Source organism: Chryseobacterium sp. C39-AII1 (assembly GCF_039672645.1).
Classification (GTDB): domain Bacteria; phylum Bacteroidota; class Bacteroidia; order Flavobacteriales; family Weeksellaceae; genus Chryseobacterium.
In genome coordinates this window covers 131,639-150,622 of record NZ_JBDFPQ010000004.1, presented here as the reverse complement: position 1 = coordinate 150,622, position 18,984 = coordinate 131,639, and the positions used below count along the sequence as shown (strand labels likewise).

The window sequence follows — 18,984 nt, the reverse complement described above, 5'->3', positions numbered from 1 at the left end:
AAACCGCCTCGATGGAGACGGTTTTTATTTATTTTTTAATCCATTCTTCTTTTAGAACAGCAAAAATTACATCATCAACCCACTTATCATTCCAAAACAGACTTTTCTTAAAGTGTCCTTCTTTTCTAAGTCCGATTCTTTCCATTAACTTCATAGAATCACCATTATCAGGATCGATGGAAGCCATAATTCTATGTTTATTTAAATCATTAAAAAGAAAATCAATAACACTTTTTAAAGCTTCGGAAGCATAACCTTTACCGTAAAAGAATTTATTTAATGTAATTCCCAATTCTACTTGTAAATTTTCATCTCCGAAAAAATGAATTCCGATATCTCCGATGACTGCTTTTGTTTCTTTGTCCGTAATTAAAATCTGATACCAACTTTCCGGTTGATTGAATTCTTTATTATTTCTTTCAATAAAACTCTCAACATTTTCTAACGTTTCAGGAATCCAGCTTTGAAATTTGTTGGCTTCTGCATCTGAACGATAATCGAAAATCGCCTGTTTATCATCTATTGTAATATCTCTTAAAAGTAATCTTTCTGTAAAAAGCTGCATGATTTTAATTTAATTCAAAACAAAAATAGGGTTATTCATCAAACTTTAAACTAAGAATCTTAAACTTTGAATTGATCTAAAACCTCTAAAATATTTCGATAGATAAAATCCAATTCTTTCGAAGTGATGCAATATGGCGGAACAATATACATTACGTTTCCCAATGGTCGCATAATAATTCCTCTTTTTAAAAATTCGTTATATAAAATTTTTCCGATTTCATTAAAATAAGAAGTTTGTTTATCATTTTTTATTTCCCACGCTAAAATTGTACCTGTCTGTCTTACATTTTCAACTTTTGAATGCTGTTGTAAAGCTTTAGAAAAAATTAAATTTTTTTCACTGATGAGATTAATATTATTTAAAGTTTCTTCTTTCAACAAAAGTTCCATACTCACCAAAGCTGCCGTACAAGCCAAAGGATTTGCAGTAAAAGAATGCCCGTGAAATAACGTTTTATACTTATCATCAGACAAAAAAGCTTCGAAAATCTGATGAGTTGAAGTGGTAATTCCCATTGGCATCGTTCCGCCTGTTAAACCTTTCGAAAAACACATAATATCAGGATTTTCTGATAGATAATTGGCTGCAAATAATTTCCCCGTTCTTCCAAAGCCTGTAAAAACCTCGTCCTGAATCATTAAAATATTTTCTTCCTTACAAAACTTCATTAATTCTGATAAATCTTCTGGTTGATGCATCAACATTCCCGCAGCGCCCTGAATCAAAGGCTCATAGATAAAACAGGTAATTTCCTCCGAATGATTTTTAATAATTGATTTTAAATCATTAAGATTTTCCGAAGTCGGTGTATCAATGAAAATCACTTCAAAAAGCATTTCGCCAAAAGGTTTTGTCCATACACTTCTCCCGCTCACAGACATTGCTCCGAAAGTATCGCCATGATAAGCATCTTTAAAAGCCAGAATTTTCGTCTTTTCTTTTCCTTGATTATGCCAAAACTGAATGCACATTTTCAAAGCAACTTCAACCGCAGTCGAACCGTTATCGGAATAGAAAACCTTATCCTGATTATCGGGTAAAAGCTGCAACAAATTTTCCGAAAGTTGAATTGCCGGTTCGTGTGTAAAACCTGCAAAAATAACCTGTTCCAAAATATTCAACTGCTCAGAAACCTTTTGTGCAATATACGGATTTGCGTGTCCGTGAAGCGTCACCCACCATGAAGAAACCGCATCAATATATTGTTTTCCCTCGTCATCAAAAAGATAAATTCCCTTTCCTTTTATGATCGGAACTGCATCTCCTGCCGTTTTCATTTGCGTGTAAGGATGCCAGTTGACGGCTCTGTCACGCTCTTGTAAAGTCATAAATGATAGTATTATTTGTGTCAATTGTGAATAGTCAATTCGCTTTGCTCGTCAATTTTAAAAATTCACGATTAACCATTCACAATTAAACTTTTTAGCACATTGTTTTTTCTCTTTTCATCGGTTTCAATCCTAAAGTCTGCAGCATTTGCATATCTTCCGAAACTCCCGGATTTGGCGTTACCAAAAGGGTTTCTCTTTCTCCCGTAAAGATCGAGTTTGCTCCTGCCATGAAACACCAACCTTGTTCAAATTCAGTCATTTCAATTCTTCCTGCGCTCAAACGAACCATCGATGAAGGCATGATAATTCTTGCTGTTGCAATCATTCTCACCATTTTCCAAGTGTTCGTTTTTTCGTTGTCCTGAAGCGGCGTTCCTTCTACTCTAGCCAATGCGTTGATGGGAACAGATTCCGGATGTTTTGGCATTGTTGATAATGTTAAAAGCATGGAAATTCTGTCTCCTTGAGTTTCTCCAAGACCGATAATTCCTCCTGAACAAACGGTAATTCCAGCTTTTCTTACATTATTGATAGTATTAATTCTATTATCGAAAGTTCTCGTAGAAATAATTTCTTCATAATATTGTTCTGAAGTATCCAAATTGTGATTGTAAGCGTACAAACCAGCTTCTTGAAGGCGAATTGCTTGTTCTTCCGTTAGCATTCCCAATGTACAGCAAACCTCCATTCCAAGGTCGTTTACACCTTTTACCATATCGATAACTCGATCAAAATCGCGGTTGTTACGTACTTCTCGCCAAGCTGCAGCCATACAAAAACGTGACGAACCATTGTCTTTTGCCTTTTGAGCATGTGCAATAACCTGTTCCGTCGGAAGCAACGCCTGAACTTTGATATTGGTGTGATAACGAGCCGCTTGTCCGCAATACGAACAATCTTCGGGGCAACCTCCGGTCTTTATGGAAAGCAAAGTCGACATCTGAACTTCCTCTGGATTGTGCCATTCACGGTGAACTGTTGCTGCTTTATAGATCAATTCAAGAAGCGGAAGATTGTAGATTTCTTCGATTTCTTCTTTCGTCCAATCATTTCTCAATTTTGTTTTATCTCTCATCTATTTTCTAATTGTTTTGTAATACTTTCTATATTTTCTTTTGTAATGTTTTTGATATCCGGAATTCTAATAATTTTCGTTTCTGATTGAATATTTTCGCAAATAATTCTTTCAGTATCAAATGGAAAATATCCATTAAGAATTAAATATTGTAGTTTTATTTTTCTTTGATTTAAGGCTAAAATCGATAATAAAGTATGGTTGATGCAACCTAAATAATTCCTCACAACCAAAGCGACTGGAATGTTTAATTTTTCAATTAAATCAATAATAAATTCAGTATCATTTAAAGGAACCATCAATCCTCCAGCTCCTTCTACTATTAAATTGTTTTGAGTTTGAGGAAGTTTGAATTCATTTAAATTAACTGTAATTCCTTGTTCTTTTGCTGATTGATGCGGAGAAGCTGCCAATTGAAATCGATAAGTTTCTGGATAACAAACTGTATTTTCTCCAACCCAGCTTTTGATTTTCATACTATCAGAAAAATCCAAATCTCCGGATTGAACGGGTTTCCAATAATCTGCATTAAAATATTTCGTTAAAACTGCCGAACAAACGGTTTTCCCTACTTCTGTTCCGATTCCGGTTACAAATAATTTCATGTAAATTTTTTAATGATATTTGTTAATTGTATAATTTCTTCTTCCGTATTAAAACTATGCAGACAAATCCTCAACCGTTCCGTTCCTTCTTTCACAGTCGGACTAAAGACAGCATACGTCAAAAATCCATTTTCAAATAAAACTTCTTTTAAAGTTCTTAATTGATGATTATCAGGAATAATAATCGCCTGAATCGGACTGTTTTCCGAAGAGGGACTTTTCAAATTTTGATCACGAAAAATTTTAATATTTTCCTGAAGTTTGATTGATAATTCTTTATTTGTATTTAAAAAATGATATCCTTCTTGAATGCTCATCCAAAGAAAATCATGCGCTGAAGTTGAATAGATAAAAGGTGATGCGAAGTTTATGAGATAAGATTTGATTAAATCATTCGTTAAAATCGCTGCGCCATGAGTTCCCAGAGCTTTTCCATAAGTAATAACTGTCGCTAAAACTTTATTTTGAAGTTGAAATTTATCAACCAAACCATATCCAAAAACACCAAAAGCATGAGCTTCGTCGACAATTAAATTCGCATTATATTTTTCCGTGATTTCAGCAATTTCATTAATGGGAGCAATATCTCCATCCATCGAATACAGGCTTTCAATTGCTACATAACAAAGTCCGTTTTGCTTTTTTAAAATCCTTTCTAAATCCTCAACATCATTATGTTTAAATTTCAATTTTTTAGCATTAGACATCTTACACGCATCGTGTACAGAACGATGAATCTGTTCATCAACAATAATTGTATCATGACGAGTCGGAAGTGTTGAAAACAAAGCTAAATTTGCATTATAACCAGAAGGAAAAAGCAATGCAGATTCATATTGATGTTCTTTAGCAATAAATTCTTCGGTTTCAACAACAATAGAACTATTTCCGCTTATTAATCTTGAACCTGTACTTCCTTTTAGCAATTCAGGATTTTCTGTGATTTTTTTTAATAATAATTCTTGAAAATCTTTATTTCTTGCTAATCCCAAATAATCATTAGAATAAAAATCTATTCCTTCTTGCTTTTGCTTTAAAATTCTTAATGTTCCGCTTTCTTTTCTTTTTTCTAAAACTTCCTGAAAATGATGAAATTTATTCAGCATAATTTAATTGCAAAACTTCCTCAGAAATCGCACTGACCCATTGTTCATGAAGTTTTTTTTCAATATTCAAAATAACTTCAGCATGAACTTTCCAATCTTCCGAAAATTCATTCAGTTGATTAATCATTTCCTCCAAATGCCCTTCTTCTTCCAAAATAATTGACTTAACCATAATTTTTGATGAAGTTTTTGTCAAAATATCCTGATACACCGGATACAATTCATCAGCACGAACTTCAATGGCATATGTCACAAAAAGATAGGCAGCAAATTTTAATTCTTCTTTGTTTAATTTAAAATGTTGTTGAAGGTATTTACAAGCCTTAATATCAAGAGAATGAAGATATTGTCGAGTTGCAATAGAAGCTAATAATTCATTACTTTCATACGTTTTGCATAATTCAGGATCAATTTTTCCGATTTGTTTTTTCAGATAAAAAGCATGGCGATGCTCTTCCGTTGCATGTTTTAATTGAATTAAACTAACTTTCGTGGGATGCTCGCAAGCAGAAATTTTTCTCGCTCCTGCATTTTCCATGAATGAAAGTGTATTCAGCCATTTTGCATGAGTTTTATTGTGATGAACAATTTTGTCTAAAAGATTGTAAAATTCCATTCTTTTTTGTTTTGGTTCAAAAGTAGTATATTGCCGGATGGTTGAATGGTGCCAGTTTTAAGATTATGGATAGTCCGGTTGAAATTCCTTATCAAAGTTTCATTAAAATCGATAGAAATTCTGAGGTTTCGATTTACATGCAAATTTCAAATCAGTTAATAAATGCAATACAACGTGGTTTTTTGCCTTTCGGAACAAAACTTCCGGGAACGAGAGCTTTAAGCCAGATTTTGGAAGTTCACAGAAATACAATTGTTTCTGTTTATGACGAATTATTTGCTCAAGGTTGGGTAGAAAGCCTTCCCAATAAAGGAACTTTCGTTATTGGAAAAGATCAGGACAAACCTTTAGAAATTAAAAATTTTGAGAAAGGACATCTTGAAAATTACCCAAAAACAACCGGATTTTCTTTCAAAATGTCCAATATTTTGGATAATCCTTTCGAATATTCAAATTGTGAATATATCTTCAACGACGGAATTCCCGATATTCGTTTAACGCAAATCGATCAGCATTCCAGAATTTACAGCTCTATTTTAAAAAGAAAAGCGCATAAAATCGGACAATACAATCAGGATGGGAGTGAATTTTTCAAGCAAAATCTTTCAAAATATCTAAATTTATCAAGAGGATTACCAATTTCAAAGAATAATCTTTTAATTACAAGAAGTACGGAAATGAGTATTTATATTGTTTCTGAAATTCTTTTATCTCAAGGTGATACCGTTTTGGTTGGAGAATTAAGTTATTTTTCTGTCAATATGATTTTCCAAAAAGCAGGAGTTAAAATTCAATCCATTCCGATTGATGATGACGGACTCACCGTAGAGGAAGTCCGTAAAATCTGTGAAAAACAGAAGATTAGAATGCTGTATCTTACGCCACATCACCATTATCCGACCACTGTTACTTTGAGTGCTCAAAGGCGATTAGAACTTTTAAATCTTGCCAACGAATTCGGTTTTATCATTTTAGAAGATGATTATGATTACGATTTTCACTACGATAAAAGTCCGATTCTTCCCCTTGCAAGCGCTGATACCAACGGAATGGTTGTCTACATCGGATCTTTCGGAAAATCTCTTGCACCAGGTTTTCGTACCGGATTTATCGTTGCTCCTGAAAATCTGATGATCGAAATGCGAAAATATCTCGGAATTATTGATAGACAGGGCGATGTTTTGATGGAACATGTTCTGGGTGAAATGATTGCAGAAGGTGAAATCAATCGATATTTAAAGAAATCTTTGAAAATTTATCAGGAAAGACGTGATTATTTTTCTTTATTATTGAATGAATATTTAGGAGAATGTATTGATTTTCAGAAACCTTCAGGCGGATTGGCCATTTGGGCAGAATGGAAAACTCCAATTAATCTAATGCAGCTAAGCAGAGCTTGTGCAGATGATCATCTTTTTATCCCAAAAACATTACTGTATCAAAATAAAAATCTTACAGCAATGCGCTTAGGTTTTGGAAATCTAAATTTTGATGAAATGGAAAAAAGTATTCTCATTTTTTCAAAAAATGTAAACCTCGTAAAGTAATTTAAAGTTTACTAATTAATTTATTTAATATTAAGAGTTTATAATATAAATAAGTGAAAATATATTTCACCATTCTGTTCTTGAATCTAAATTAGGATTTATTTTTTATTAAAAATTATACAAAGTATTGATAAATTCATTATATTTGAAGCACGAAATAATTTTTTTTCATCATTTGTGTTTTTTTAGGCCCCTATCTTTTTAGGGGCTTTTTGTTTTTTTATTAATATTTTTCAGGTAATCCTCCTTTTATTACTAGCGGGTATCCAATTTATTTTTTTACAAATAATGCAATGACCTCCTTTTCCTATATTTTTCTCTTCTGTATGTCCGCAAAAAGTACATGCATAATGACCTTTTTTAATAATTTGTTCTGATGATTTATCTAAAGAATGAGGTAAAATAGGTAAACCATATTTCACATTTTCTTCCTCAAAAAAGAAAACACTGATTTCTCCAGAAACTTCTTCAATAGCCATTTCTATTTGACCAAGTTGTGAAATGCCCTTTAATCTTAATTCGGAAAAAAATTCATCACTACCTAAATTTTCTTTCTTGAAATTCTGAATAGCAAATTCACCATTTTTAATCAGGCAAATTGATTTCCCTTCAACTAATGTCTCGAATTTTTTATTTTTACTTATAAAAAAAGTAACAATGCTGTAAAGAATAATTATCACTATAAATACTATTATTGAGGAAATTATTCCCACGTCTTTATTAAACATAGGATCTCCTGCTGCAGAACCTAAGCCAATAATTACAACAAGTTCAAAAATAGACAATTGCTTCACCCCTCTTTTTCCTAAAATTCGTAAGCCAATAATAATGGCAATAAACATAATTGCTGTACGAAGAATAATTTCCAGAAGAAATGACCACTCTTCATGACCCATCAATAATTCTTTCCAATTAAAATTCAATAAAAATAAAGAGAACATAGAAAATTATTTATTTTATCAAATCCAAAAAACAGACCAATAACAATCGGTTTTAGCGATAATAATGATCGAAAAAAAGCGTTTTTATAAATTAATAATTATAGGGAAATTTGCATTTTATATTTACACTTTTCTAATGAAAATAATTCCACTGAAAGAAGGTAATTTCTCAACCAATAAAACGAAAGATTTTACTTTATTAACTGATGAAAATTTTGATGAAATTAAAGGTATTAAAATGTCGGTTCAGCCGTTTTTAGTTATTACAAAAAATGATTACATCCTTTTAGATGCTGGTATTGGCTGGAAAAATAATGCAGGAGAATTAATTATACTAGAAAAATTGAAAGAAAATAATATCAATCCGGAGCAAATAACAAAAGTATTACTTTCTCATCTTCATAAAGATCACATTGAAGGAATTTTAAAATCTACAGACAGTGGTTTTGAATCTAATTTTCCAAATGCTAAAATTTATATTCAGAAAAGAGAACTAGATTTCGCTCTGCAAAACACAGGAAATTATTCCTTTGATTTGGATACTTTGAAGAAAATTATTCAGTTACCTCATATTATTTGGATGTATGAAGATATCGGAAAAATCAATAATGAAATTTCATTTGAAGTTACCGGAGGTCACACTCCTTTTATGCAGGTTTTTTGGATTAATGAAGCAGGAGAAACCATCTTTTATGGTGCAGATAACCTTCCACAAGAGTCTTATCTGAAATATCATTTGGCCTATAAAAGCGACTATGATGGGAGAAAAGCAATGGAACTGAGACACCTTTGGCAACAGCAGGCTGAAGAAAACCATTGGAAAGTTCTTTTATACCACGATCTGGAAAAGGCTATTTTAGAATTTTAATAATTATAATTGATTGAACCACTTATAGATATCTACTTCAGAAGCAATATTCAGTTTTTTTCTTAATCTGTTTTTACGATTTTGAATGGCTTTTGGGGTAACAAAAGTGTAAGTGGCAATCTCTTTAGTTGATAGATTAAGTTTTAAATAAATACAAAAAATAAGCTCCGAATTCTTCAGATTGGGCTGTATAGCGAATATTTTATCAAAAAAATCGGGATAAACCAATCGAGATTTGTTCAAAAGACGAGGCGAGTTTTCTTTCGCTAATGTTATAATCTCATCCTGTGCCAAAATTTTTTGGTTTAAATCGTCTAAATTTATTTCCGCTTTGTCGTTTTTCATACTATTCTTTCTCATCTCTACTCAATTCCGATGCTTAAATGCAAAGGCTCTATTCCACTCTTAAACTTTAATTTACTATTTCTCAAAAAAATAAATAAAATTCGTCTTTTTGATATATTATTTTCATGCTTTTTGATATTTTGTTTAAAATTATAAACACCTAGGCATTCATATAATTTTAAGGTAAGAGCAAAGAAATAAAAAATGATTATATTTTCACGAAATTACAATACCACATACATACCACGCGGATCGCAATTTTGCTAATATTTATCATTTTTTTTACTCATCAAATATCTGTTAGTTAAATCTTGGGGTCAAAAGTAGAATATTATCGTCTTATAAATTTATGATTACAATCAAGCATTTTAGGTTTAAACATCAAAATAGCTTTAAACCATTGTTTATGGGTGATATCAAAAAGTTTCATGGTATGTCTGTGGTATTTTTTATCACTATTTATAGATTAATCTATCATTTCTTTGAGATTTGAAAAATATTCTCAAATCAATATTTTTTAACTAAAATTTTTAATAAAAGTTAATTTTCAAATCTTCATTAAAATGATATGCTACGAATAATTATTCTAATTTTTTTAATACTAAAATTTATTGTATTAGAGTTTTTTGTACGAATATGGCATAGAGAATGTATTAGGAAACAGAACAATATTACTTTAACAAGTTTATCTTTAAATAATTGAAAATTATAGAGTTGTTACCACTTAATTATATACACTTTATGGATGCAAATAGTTTTAGAGGCGACTTTTGGTCGGCTAGAAAGATTGAAAACAGTTATCTCATTAGTATAAAAGAAAAATCAAGCTTAAAAGATGCCCTTACCGATTTTATTATAAGTCAAAAAATAACAACCGGAAAAATAGTTGGGGTTGGCTCCATAAAAGATGTTCTGCTTCGTTTTAAAAATCCGGGGACTAAAAAGCATTTTAATGTGAAATTTAATGCTAAAAATATGACCGCCAATATATCAGGAAGTGTCTGTAATATTGATGAAAGCCCTATTTTAGAACTCAATGTAACTTTTGATGAAGAACATTATGCTATGGCAGGCGATCTTTTGGATGCTAAGATATTAAATAAGGGTGAATTTTTCCTCCACCCTTTAAATACTCAGATTATTTATTTTAATAATGATAACGACAGGTTTTTATCCTAAATTGTACAGCCATCATCATCACAAGAATTTCCTTGATCTGATAAATTTATAAACGGTGATTCCGTTTCTTTAAAGGTCTGTCTTAAAGCATCTTCAAAAACATTCACGGGTTGCGCTCCAGAAACAGCATACTTTTCATTTAATACAAAAAACGGAACGCTACTAATCCCATGATTTCTGGCTTCCAAAATATCCTGATTTACTTCATAATCAAATTCATCAGAGCTTAGTACTTTTTTAGTTTCTTCTTCATTAATTCCTAATTCTGAAGCTAAAGAACTTAAAACATCAACATCAGAAACATCTTTTCCATCTGTAAAATGAGCTTTAAACAAAAGTTCTTCCATTTCATTTGCTTTACTATATTTTTTAGCCAAATGAAGAATTTTATGCGCTGAAAAGGTATTTGTGATTAAAGCTTTACTAAAATTAAATTCCAAGCCAGCAGATTTTCCAACTTCAGAAACATGATTCATCATTTGCTGAGCCTGAGATTCTGGAAAACCTTTCTTTTCTTTAAAATATTGCGAAGTGCTGATGGCTTTTCCAGATTCCAATGTTGGATCCAGCTGAAAGCTCTTCCACTCTACTTCTACTTTATCTTTAAAAGGTAATTTTTCGAGTGCCTGCTCAAAATTATGTTTTCCTATATAACAAAACGGACACATCACGTCTGACCAAACTTCTATTTTCATTGTTTAAATTTTACGAACCAAATTTAATTCTTTCACTTTATATGTAAAATGAAAATTGATAGGTGGAAACTATTAGTATCATAAAAAAAGAGGCTGCCTCAGCAACCTCTCATAATTCAATTTTTTACGGTTTTAAATCTGTAAACTGTTTATCCGAAGGAAAAACATGCTGCACTTTTTCTACTACCAATTCTTTAGGTAGCGAAAATTCTACATTTTGTTTAATATCCTGCGAAGAAGCTCCGATTGAAACTTTATATTTACCTTGTTCAGCAACCCATGCACTTTTAGCGGTGATAAATGATGCTAAATCTTTCGGATTTAAACTTAAAGTAATAGTCTGACTTTCGTTTGGCTGCAATTCTTTTGTTTTTGCATAAGCTTTCAATTCAGCCTTTGGTTTGTCAATTGATTGATGAGGAGCTGATAAATAGAGCTGAACAACCTCTTTTCCAGCTACTTTTCCTGTATTTTTCACATCAATGCTCACCTCAATTTTATTATTAAAAGTTGGCGAACTGATCTTTATATTAGAATAATCGAAATTAGTGTAAGATTTTCCGTAGCCAAACTCGTACGACGGTTTTACATTGAATGTATCGAAATAACGATAACCCACGTACACTCCTTCTTCATACGTCACTTCTTTAGGATTTTCAGCAGGAACTCCAGGGAAATTCTTTGCTGAAGGCGTGTCTGAATATTTCACAGGGAAAGTCATCGTCAGTTTTCCTGAAGGATTGATCTTCCCTGACACTACATCAGCAACAGAGTGCCCGCCTTCCTGACCGGGTTGCCAAGCCAAAAGAATTCCATCCACTTTATCTTTCCATGATGCAGTTTCAATAACACCACCGATGTTTAAAATAACCACTACTTTTTTACTTTTCGCATGGAAAGCTTTAGAAATCTTGTCCAGCATTTCGATTTCTTCTGTTGCTAAGTTGAAATCTTCGTTCACAACTCTATCACCGCCTTCACCTGAATTCCTTCCTAAAGTCACGAAGGCAATTTCAGAAGTTTCGGCTTTTTTTGCATAGAAAGCATCATCCAATTTAATTTCACCCAATCTTCCCGGAAGCCCAAGAATTCCTTTTTTCTTTCTTTCAATTAATTCTGCTGCGGCTTCTTTTTCTGCGTGAGGTTTGTATAAATCAACCAGTTCTTTGTCTAATTTGTAACCTGTAGAATTCAGACCTTCCAAAAGAGAAACCGTGTGTTTGTTGTTCACACTTCCACTTCCCGTTCCACCTGTAATCCAAGCATAAGAAGTCACACCGAATAACGAAACTTCTTTTTGCTTGTCTGCAAAAGGTAATGCATTTCCTTCATTTTTAAGCAAAATCATTCCTTCTGCCGCTGCATTTCTTGTTACTTGCGCATGTTGTGCCAGATCAGGTTGATCGCTGTATTTATATTGTGCAAAAGTTGGCGTTTTGAAGATATATTCTAAAATTCTCTTCACATTCAGATTGGCAACTTCCTTGGATAATTTTCCTGAATTTAAAGCTTCCAGTAACACTTTTTTTTGAGCAGGTATTCCCGGCATCAACAAGTCATTTCCTGCATTCATCTGTTTTACAACGTCGGAAATTCCGCCATCTTTAATCGATTCAAACCCAGGGAACCCTCCGAACCAGTCGGTCATTACAATTCCTTTAAAGCCCCATTCTTTTCTCAAAACCTGAGTTAAAAGATCATGACTGTCTGAAGTATAAACACCATTCAGCTTGTTGTAAGAAGACATTACCGTCCATGGCTGAGATTCTTTTACGGCAATTTCGAAATTTCTCAGATACAATTCTCTCATCGCTCTTTCCGAAACATGTGCATTGATGGTTAATCGATTAGTTTCTTCATTATTAGCAGCAAAATGTTTGATAGAAGTTCCCACGCCTTGAGACTGAATTCCGTTCACAATTGCCGCAGCCGTTTTACCAGAAATCAAAGGATCTTCAGAATAATATTCGAAATTCCTTCCGTTTAAAGGGTTTCTGTTGATATTTAAAGCCGGAGCCAATAAAACATCCACACCATATTCTTTCACTTCATTTCCCATTGCTTTTCCAACCTGCTCCAGAAGAGTTTTATTCCAAGTTGAAGCCAAAGCCGTTCCTACAGGAAATGCCGTTGCATAATACGTTTTTGAATCATTTTCTCTCGTTGGCTGAATTCTCAAACCTGCAGGGCCATCGGCAACAATCGTCGCTGGGATCCCGAATCTGTCAAAAGAATCTGTTCCACCAGCGGCTCCAGGAACCAAACCTTGTTTTGAATCTCCAACAGGACCAGTCAATACTTCTATTCCGGGCATTCCTGTTCCAATCAGAAGGTTTACTTTTTCCTCATTGGTCATTCGTTTGATGATGGCATCAATTCGTTTGTCAACCGATAGACGTGTATCTTCCCAAAGGTCTAATTTTCCGTTTTTGTTTAAATCTTTAAACGTTTTTCCGTCAACACTTAGCGTTGGAGTATTCTGTGCCTTTGCAAAAGGCGATGCTGCCAATAAAGCCAAGAATAATCCTGAGTATTTTGCTTTTTGAGAAAGCTTGATTAATGTGGATACATTCTTCTTCATATTTTATTTTTTAGAATTAAACATTTTTAGTTTTACATATAAATCTTCAAACATCAATCTTGTATCAAGATGGGTGTAAACTCTTATATTTCTACCGTTTGAATTGTATTCGTAAGCTCCATTATCATTAATTTTCGGAGCATTTTTTAAGACATAACTGCTTGATGATGGGTCAGCTTCAAAAGAAGACTGAAGCGCCGTTAATAAAACCAACGGACTGTCGCCCATGATATACGTTTCGCCAACCAGCAAATTGAATTTTTGCGTTTTAAGCATCAAATCTTCAATTTTTTGCGTTAAATAAGCTCCCGTTTTTCCTTCAGGTTTCACTTTACTCAGTAATTCAGCATAAGACATTAAAGTCTGTCGATACGTATTTCTCGGAACTTGCCAGATATTTAAGTTAGATTGATTGAAAACCACCTGAGCCGCTTTAATATCGATTCCTAAATTATATTCCAAAGGCGTATAACCAGGCGGCGGAGTGGCTAAATCTGAATATTCGGGACCGCCAATCCAAACCACAACGATTTTGTCGGCGATTTTTGGTTCCATCAAATAAGCGCTTGCAACTTCTGTTAAACCGGCAACACAAACTATAAACAGAGGATTTTTCTCATCAGCTTTCATTGCTTCGGCAACGATTGCTTTTGCACCTTCGGAAATGTTTGGTGTTTTAAGATCTTTCAACTGATCATTTGAACCTTGAAAAACATTAAATTTATTTTTAAGATTCATCACTTCCAATGTTTCATTCACTTTTTTCACTGCATTTTCAGCGGTAATTTTTGAAGAATCAAACGGATCTCCGGGTTTCAAATGCGAACCGATAATTCCACGAATTTCTGTGGAAGGTGATAAGATCTGATGCACTAATTGAAATAATCCATCCGGATCGCCACCAAAATCATTATCGACAATAACGCGGTAGCGCGGTTTTACGTATTTATCCATTTCCGAAATCACGGCAGTAGACTGTGCGGACACAGCCATTGCCGTAAAAAAAGAAACTATATTAAAAAATACTGATTTCATTGTTTATTTTTTAACAAAAAAGTGTTGATGATTTTCTGGTAGGATTTTATAAATCTCTCGCTGATTATGCAGATGGAGCAGATTTTAATTTTACTTATCTGAAAAATTTGTTCAATCTACATGAGATTTTAATCAATACATTCTTTATGATTTAATTAAAATATTATAAAAATTTGTGGAATCTCAACCAATCCAAATACACATCCGACCATTTGTCAACAGGAAGATTTTGTTTTCCCATTCCGAAACCGTGACCACCTTTTTCATAAATATGAAGTTCGGTTGGTTGTCCTGCTTCCAACCATTTATTGTAAAGTAAAACTGACTTTGGAGCCAATTTTAACTGATCATCACTTGCTGCACAAATGAATAATGGAAGCGGAGATTTCGGAATTTCTGTATCTAAAATTTCCTGACTTGGGCCGCCATAAATTGATGCCGCAAAGTTTGGTAAAGTTGAAGCATCTTTGCTGTGAAGAACGCTTTCTAAAATTACACTTGCTCCTGCCGAAAATCCGATTACACCCAATTTTTCTGGATTGATATTCAATTCTTTTGCGTGAGTTCTTACATAAGAAATCGCTATTTTGATATCCTCACCTGCCATTACTTTAATCGGTGCAGTTTTCGCATCAAAAGCTTTTCTGTCTTTGATGTTTTCCATCATTTCTTTGGCTGGGTCATTGGATTTTGTTTCCAATAATCTGTATTTTAAAACCACTGCAGTAATTCCGTTTTCTGCGAGTTTTTTTGCCATATCAATTCCTTCGCGGTTGATTGATAAACTTTGAAAACCTCCACCCGGAGCAACAACGACAACAGCTCCGTTTGCTTTTGATTTATCGGCTTCGAAAACTAAAATTGAAGGTTGCGTAACGTTGAAAACAACTTCTGTTTTGAACAGTTCATTGAATTGCTGTGCTTCTTTCTGCGTCCAGTTTTCTGTTCCCGGCGCTTTTCCTTTGTATAATGGAATTGATTTTTGAGCATTGATGCTGTTTAAACCGAAAAGGAATAAACTTGCTATAATTAATTTTTTCATTGATTTTTATTATTTTAAACGCAAAGAGCGCAAAGATTTTTTTTAATTATTCTGTATATTTTTCGTTCGCAAAGGCGTTTCACTCAGCGAAGACCGCAATAAATTGAAAGTTAATTTGTCATTCCGTAGGAATCTAGACTTCCTTGTCAATATCATTATTGAGATTCCTACGGAATGACAAAAATGCGGTTGATTTGGAATGTCAGTTTTAACAGCAAATCTCACGCAGCCCGATTTGAGCGAAAATCCTTTTTTGCTTGTACTCAAGTTCTATTTAGATTGAAATCGTCCCCAAAAAAGATTGGGAGCCCTTCGACAAGCTCAGGATAAACTACAGGCGGAGTAAGCTGTCCAAATAATTATTATTTTACTTAAATAACTGTGTAACAAACTCGTTTAAATACGTTCTCCAATTGCTCCACGTATGCCCGCCTTCAGATTCTACATATTGATATTTGAAATTTATTTTGTCAAGTTTCTTACGGTATTCCTCTACGTTTTTATAGAGAAAATCTGTCTTTCCAATGGCAATCCAATACAGTTTATAACCATCATTCTGCTGTATTTTCAATTTTGAATCTAAATTCTGATAAACAGAGCTTTTCTTTTCGTCTGGTGGAAGAATCGCAGGAGAAAATAAACCTACATAATCAAACGTTTTCGGCTGATTGGCAGAGATGTATAGTGAATGAAAACCACCCATCGAAAGTCCTGCAACAGCACGATTTTTAGAATCTGTTTTTACTCGATAATTTGACTCTGTGAAATTCATAATTTCCTTGAAATACGTTTCCATATCACCACTGAAAATATCCGGCGTCCTCATATCGATTTTATAAAACCCTTTGGAAGATTCGCCCGGCGCCGCAGAATTGCTGGTGTGCCCGTTTGGCATTACGACAATCATCGGTTTTGCTTTTCCCTGAGCGATAAGATTATCTAAAATCTGAGACGCTCTTCCCAAAGTCATCCACGCCTCTTCGTCACCGCCCATTCCGTGTAATAAGTATAAAACAGGGAATTTCTCTTTTGAAGTTTCGTAACCCGGAGGTGTGTAAACGGTTAATCTTCGGTCTTCTTTCAGTCCATCCGAATGGTACCATCTTTTGGAAACCGTTCCGTGCGGGACATTTTGAACTTTGTAATTTTCGGATTGTTTTCCGTCAATCAAAATCATACTCATCACCGACGAAACATCACGAACCTGGTAAGAATTGTTCGGGTCGTTGGCTTTTACGCCATCAACAACGAATGAGTAGGTATAAATATCGGGATTGAAATCATTTTTTGTGAACGACCAAACACCGTCCTTATCTTTCTGCAAATCGACGGAACCCGGCTCCATTCCTTTGGACAGAAACCAGTTTCCCTGCAGTTTTACGCTGTTCGCATTGGGAGCGAGCAAACGAAAGGTCACATTCTGACCGTTGATTTCGGGAGAAATTAAGTTTTTCTTTCCGCTGAAATCAAGCCTTTCCTGAGCAAACATTAATGGACCAAGCATTAATGAATAGATTGTGTATTTGATTTTCATATTTTAATTGTGTGTATTTAAATTTTAAACATTAAGAAATTAAGTTTTAAAGAGTTTTTACTTAATGTATCTTAATGAAAATCAATTTATTGACTTCTTTATTTTTAATAATTGTGGTCTTTCTTAAATCCTTAATGTTGAAATATTTTAAGAATAAACTTTGTTTATTTTCATTAAGAAAAATAAGTTTCGTTAAAACCGGACGAAAAATGTCCGGTTTTAAGACATTCATTAGTATCAATTATGAATCATTTTTTCTTTAATTCTGATAAGATTTGAAATACTATCTTACCATAATTATAACACGTTGATATCTCGTCAATGCAGGAATTCCGTTGTCTGTGGCTTCTAAAATCAGGTGAATGGTTTGTCCGCTTTTTGCTGTTTTTGGAATAATGATTTCGGGATTTAAACTGTCTGATTTTGAAATTTCAACATCACCGTTATAAGTTCCGGCTTGTTTGAATTGCCACCATTTTACATTTACTTTATTTCCGTCTGGGTCGGTAACAGAACCGTATAATGGAACTTTTTCTCCTGCGGAAGAACGAATATTTGTAGGGCCTGAAATTTTTACAATCGGTTCGTGATTCGCTTTGGAAAAAGTAGATGTCGTAGACCAGGTTAATCTTGCTGCAAAATCATTCATTGCTTGTGGTAAAAAGTTAGGGAAAGCCAATTCTTTCTCCGATTTTTCCTTTGATGCCATTGAATTTGCCATTGCCTCTGCGCTGTTATTTCCGTCAGCTGCATTATCGAAAAACATATTAGAATTTGCTTTTGATATTGGTTCGATTCCGCCCCAACCGCCGTAAGAACCGGATTCGTAAGAACGTAATCCGTTTCCGAGCATATTCATAAAGGTAAAATTGTCGCCTTCACTTAAGAAAGAACCTTTCGGTTGCAACGGCATCCAGACTTTGTAGCCTTGCTTTTTCAGTTCTTCGGCAGTTACGCCTGAAAATCCGAAGAAATCAACGATATCATTTTTTACCATCTGTTTTCCGTCGCCCCAAACTCTGTACAATTCGCCAAAAGTTCCTTTATTAGAGATGTTTTTCTTCATCCAATCGGCTGAGAAATATTTTGCATTTTCAGGACTCGCTTTCAAAGGAGCCGTGTAACCATAATTTGGTCCGTCCACAAATTCTCTGTAATCCAGTTTTGGCCAATTCGGTTTGATGTAAGAAGCGTAAGTATCATCTTGGTCACCCGAAGGTAAAATGACCAATTTTCTCGCCACTTTAGTTTGAATTTTCTCCCAATCTGTCGTGTTTTCAAATTCTTCCTGAATGGATTTTAAAGCTCTTGCAATCGTGCTCAATCCGCCCCAAGCTGTGACAAATAATTTCCCGGGTTTGTTATCAAGAATGGCAGCTTTTATTAAATCTGAACCTTCAGAATCTTTGGAAATATCACCATCAAACTCAATATTTCCGTACTTGATTTTTGATTTTAAAATTTCAGGAGAAGGATAATTCGGGTTGTGAACTTTTAAATTGGAATACGATTTCGCATAAGCATCCACCGCATCGTGAATGAATTTTTCATCTTCGCCCCATCTCCAGGATTCACAGGGGCAAATTCCTGTTCCAAATCTTGAATATTCTCTGCTCGGAACAAACCATTTTGTGCCTTTTCCGTCGCCTTTCCAGTGAAATGCACTGCTTGCATAAACCAATCCGTCAATATCCAAATCTGAACTGTACAGCAAAAAACGAATCATCGAATTGCTGTCGTCCAATTCCGGATCGGCTGTGATGATGATTCTTGGTCTTTCTTGGTTGGAAACGGTTCGAGCCTGTCCGAAAACTGAACTCATCATCAAGAAACCAACGGCAAGATTCTGAACTTTTTTATAGGTTTTAAAATTAATTTTCATTGTTTTTCTTTTAGATAAAAAATAAAATTCTGAG

17 protein-coding genes are annotated in these 18,984 nt (G+C 33.9%); 3 read left to right on the top strand and 14 right to left on the bottom strand.

Features of this window, described 5'->3' with window-relative positions; genetic code table 11:
- Positions 1–28: 28 nt before the first annotated feature.
- From ABEG63_RS08705 to ABEG63_RS08680, 6 genes are all read right to left on the bottom strand, one after another.
- Positions 29–565, bottom strand: a complete 537-nt coding sequence (locus ABEG63_RS08705; RefSeq protein WP_346584183.1) for a GNAT family protein — start codon at positions 563–565, stop codon at positions 29–31.
- 59 nt (positions 566–624) lie between these two features.
- Complete coding sequence (bioA, locus tag ABEG63_RS08700; RefSeq protein ID WP_346584182.1) at positions 625–1,896, bottom strand: adenosylmethionine--8-amino-7-oxononanoate transaminase; 1,272 nt, start codon at positions 1,894–1,896, stop codon at positions 625–627.
- Between the two features lie 94 nt (positions 1,897–1,990).
- A complete protein-coding gene (gene bioB, locus ABEG63_RS08695; protein WP_346584181.1) occupies positions 1,991–2,974 on the bottom strand; it encodes a biotin synthase BioB in 984 nt (327 codons plus the stop codon).
- Positions 2,971–3,579: a dethiobiotin synthase gene (gene bioD / locus ABEG63_RS08690; protein WP_346584180.1), complete on the bottom strand. Its 609-nt coding sequence runs from the start codon at positions 3,577–3,579 to the stop codon at positions 2,971–2,973. The genes bioB and bioD overlap by 4 nt, the downstream gene beginning before the upstream one ends.
- Positions 3,576–4,685, bottom strand: coding sequence for a pyridoxal phosphate-dependent aminotransferase family protein (locus ABEG63_RS08685; RefSeq protein ID WP_346584179.1), 1,110 nt, complete (start codon positions 4,683–4,685; stop codon positions 3,576–3,578). Before ABEG63_RS08685 ends, bioD begins: the two co-directional genes overlap by 4 nt.
- A complete protein-coding gene (locus tag ABEG63_RS08680; protein WP_346584178.1) occupies positions 4,675–5,301 on the bottom strand; it encodes a hypothetical protein in 627 nt (208 codons plus the stop codon). The genes ABEG63_RS08685 and ABEG63_RS08680 overlap by 11 nt, the downstream gene beginning before the upstream one ends.
- Before the next feature lie 65 nt (positions 5,302–5,366).
- On the opposite strand from ABEG63_RS08680, the gene ABEG63_RS08675 reads away from it, so the two are divergent.
- Entirely contained in the window at positions 5,367–6,848 is a 1,482-nt protein-coding gene (locus ABEG63_RS08675) for a PLP-dependent aminotransferase family protein (protein WP_346584177.1), read from the top strand.
- Positions 6,849–7,081: 233 nt separating this feature from the next.
- Here ABEG63_RS08675 and ABEG63_RS08670 read toward each other — a convergent pair whose 3' ends face one another.
- Positions 7,082–7,789, bottom strand: a complete 708-nt coding sequence (locus ABEG63_RS08670; RefSeq protein ID WP_346584176.1) for a YetF domain-containing protein — start codon at positions 7,787–7,789, stop codon at positions 7,082–7,084.
- A gap of 136 nt (positions 7,790–7,925) precedes the next feature.
- Between ABEG63_RS08670 and ABEG63_RS08665 the strand changes: the two genes are divergently transcribed.
- The gene (locus ABEG63_RS08665) at positions 7,926–8,657 is read left to right on the top strand and encodes an MBL fold metallo-hydrolase (protein WP_346584175.1); all 732 of its coding nucleotides are present in this window, start codon (positions 7,926–7,928) and stop codon (positions 8,655–8,657) included.
- Positions 8,658–8,660: 3 nt separating this feature from the next.
- Here ABEG63_RS08665 and ABEG63_RS08660 read toward each other — a convergent pair whose 3' ends face one another.
- Complete coding sequence (locus tag ABEG63_RS08660) at positions 8,661–9,002, bottom strand: hypothetical protein (RefSeq protein WP_267403053.1); 342 nt, start codon at positions 9,000–9,002, stop codon at positions 8,661–8,663.
- 699 nt (positions 9,003–9,701) lie between these two features.
- Between ABEG63_RS08660 and ABEG63_RS08655 the strand changes: the two genes are divergently transcribed.
- The gene (locus ABEG63_RS08655) at positions 9,702–10,181 is read left to right on the top strand and encodes a DUF296 domain-containing protein (protein WP_346584174.1); all 480 of its coding nucleotides are present in this window, start codon (positions 9,702–9,704) and stop codon (positions 10,179–10,181) included.
- Here the strand turns inward: ABEG63_RS08655 and ABEG63_RS08650 are convergent.
- The 6 genes from ABEG63_RS08650 to ABEG63_RS08625 all read right to left on the bottom strand — a co-directional run bounded on the left by ABEG63_RS08650 (position 10,178) and on the right by ABEG63_RS08625 (position 18,950).
- Positions 10,178–10,876, bottom strand: a complete 699-nt coding sequence (locus tag ABEG63_RS08650) for a DsbA family oxidoreductase (protein WP_346584173.1) — start codon at positions 10,874–10,876, stop codon at positions 10,178–10,180. The genes ABEG63_RS08655 and ABEG63_RS08650 overlap by 4 nt on opposite strands.
- Before the next feature lie 124 nt (positions 10,877–11,000).
- Positions 11,001–13,457: a glycoside hydrolase family 3 N-terminal domain-containing protein gene (locus ABEG63_RS08645; RefSeq protein ID WP_346584172.1), complete on the bottom strand. Its 2,457-nt coding sequence runs from the start codon at positions 13,455–13,457 to the stop codon at positions 11,001–11,003.
- Between the two features lie 3 nt (positions 13,458–13,460).
- The gene (locus tag ABEG63_RS08640) at positions 13,461–14,492 is read right to left on the bottom strand and encodes a nucleoside hydrolase (RefSeq protein WP_346584171.1); all 1,032 of its coding nucleotides are present in this window, start codon (positions 14,490–14,492) and stop codon (positions 13,461–13,463) included.
- Positions 14,493–14,655: 163 nt separating this feature from the next.
- Positions 14,656–15,534, bottom strand: a complete 879-nt coding sequence (locus tag ABEG63_RS08635) for an alpha/beta hydrolase (protein ID WP_346584170.1) — start codon at positions 15,532–15,534, stop codon at positions 14,656–14,658.
- Between the two features lie 367 nt (positions 15,535–15,901).
- The gene (locus ABEG63_RS08630) at positions 15,902–17,068 is read right to left on the bottom strand and encodes an alpha/beta hydrolase-fold protein (RefSeq protein ID WP_346584169.1); all 1,167 of its coding nucleotides are present in this window, start codon (positions 17,066–17,068) and stop codon (positions 15,902–15,904) included.
- 283 nt (positions 17,069–17,351) lie between these two features.
- Positions 17,352–18,950: a nucleoside hydrolase-like domain-containing protein gene (locus tag ABEG63_RS08625; protein ID WP_346584168.1), complete on the bottom strand. Its 1,599-nt coding sequence runs from the start codon at positions 18,948–18,950 to the stop codon at positions 17,352–17,354.
- Between the last annotated feature and the right edge of the window lie 34 nt (positions 18,951–18,984).

What these genes read in the sequence shown, in the direction of transcription:
- ABEG63_RS08665 (WP_346584175.1), top strand. Translation starts at nt 7,926, where the DNA reads ATGAAAATAATTCCACTGAAAGAAGGTAATTTCTCAACCAATAAAACG.
- ABEG63_RS08630 (WP_346584169.1), bottom strand. Translation starts at nt 17,068, where the DNA reads ATGAAAATCAAATACACAATCTATTCATTAATGCTTGGTCCATTAATG.
- ABEG63_RS08640 (WP_346584171.1), bottom strand. Translation starts at nt 14,492, where the DNA reads ATGAAATCAGTATTTTTTAATATAGTTTCTTTTTTTACGGCAATGGCT.
- ABEG63_RS08675 (WP_346584177.1), top strand. Translation starts at nt 5,367, where the DNA reads ATGGATAGTCCGGTTGAAATTCCTTATCAAAGTTTCATTAAAATCGAT.
- bioA (WP_346584182.1), bottom strand. Translation starts at nt 1,896, where the DNA reads ATGACTTTACAAGAGCGTGACAGAGCCGTCAACTGGCATCCTTACACG.
- ABEG63_RS08680 (WP_346584178.1), bottom strand. Translation starts at nt 5,301, where the DNA reads ATGGAATTTTACAATCTTTTAGACAAAATTGTTCATCACAATAAAACT.
- ABEG63_RS08635 (WP_346584170.1), bottom strand. Translation starts at nt 15,534, where the DNA reads ATGAAAAAATTAATTATAGCAAGTTTATTCCTTTTCGGTTTAAACAGC.
- ABEG63_RS08625 (WP_346584168.1), bottom strand. Translation starts at nt 18,950, where the DNA reads ATGAAAATTAATTTTAAAACCTATAAAAAAGTTCAGAATCTTGCCGTT.
- ABEG63_RS08660 (WP_267403053.1), bottom strand. Translation starts at nt 9,002, where the DNA reads ATGAAAAACGACAAAGCGGAAATAAATTTAGACGATTTAAACCAAAAA.
- bioB (WP_346584181.1), bottom strand. Translation starts at nt 2,974, where the DNA reads ATGAGAGATAAAACAAAATTGAGAAATGATTGGACGAAAGAAGAAATC.
- ABEG63_RS08645 (WP_346584172.1), bottom strand. Translation starts at nt 13,457, where the DNA reads ATGAAGAAGAATGTATCCACATTAATCAAGCTTTCTCAAAAAGCAAAA.
- ABEG63_RS08705 (WP_346584183.1), bottom strand. Translation starts at nt 565, where the DNA reads ATGCAGCTTTTTACAGAAAGATTACTTTTAAGAGATATTACAATAGAT.
- ABEG63_RS08670 (WP_346584176.1), bottom strand. Translation starts at nt 7,789, where the DNA reads ATGTTCTCTTTATTTTTATTGAATTTTAATTGGAAAGAATTATTGATG.
- bioD (WP_346584180.1), bottom strand. Translation starts at nt 3,579, where the DNA reads ATGAAATTATTTGTAACCGGAATCGGAACAGAAGTAGGGAAAACCGTT.
- ABEG63_RS08650 (WP_346584173.1), bottom strand. Translation starts at nt 10,876, where the DNA reads ATGAAAATAGAAGTTTGGTCAGACGTGATGTGTCCGTTTTGTTATATA.
- ABEG63_RS08685 (WP_346584179.1), bottom strand. Translation starts at nt 4,685, where the DNA reads ATGCTGAATAAATTTCATCATTTTCAGGAAGTTTTAGAAAAAAGAAAA.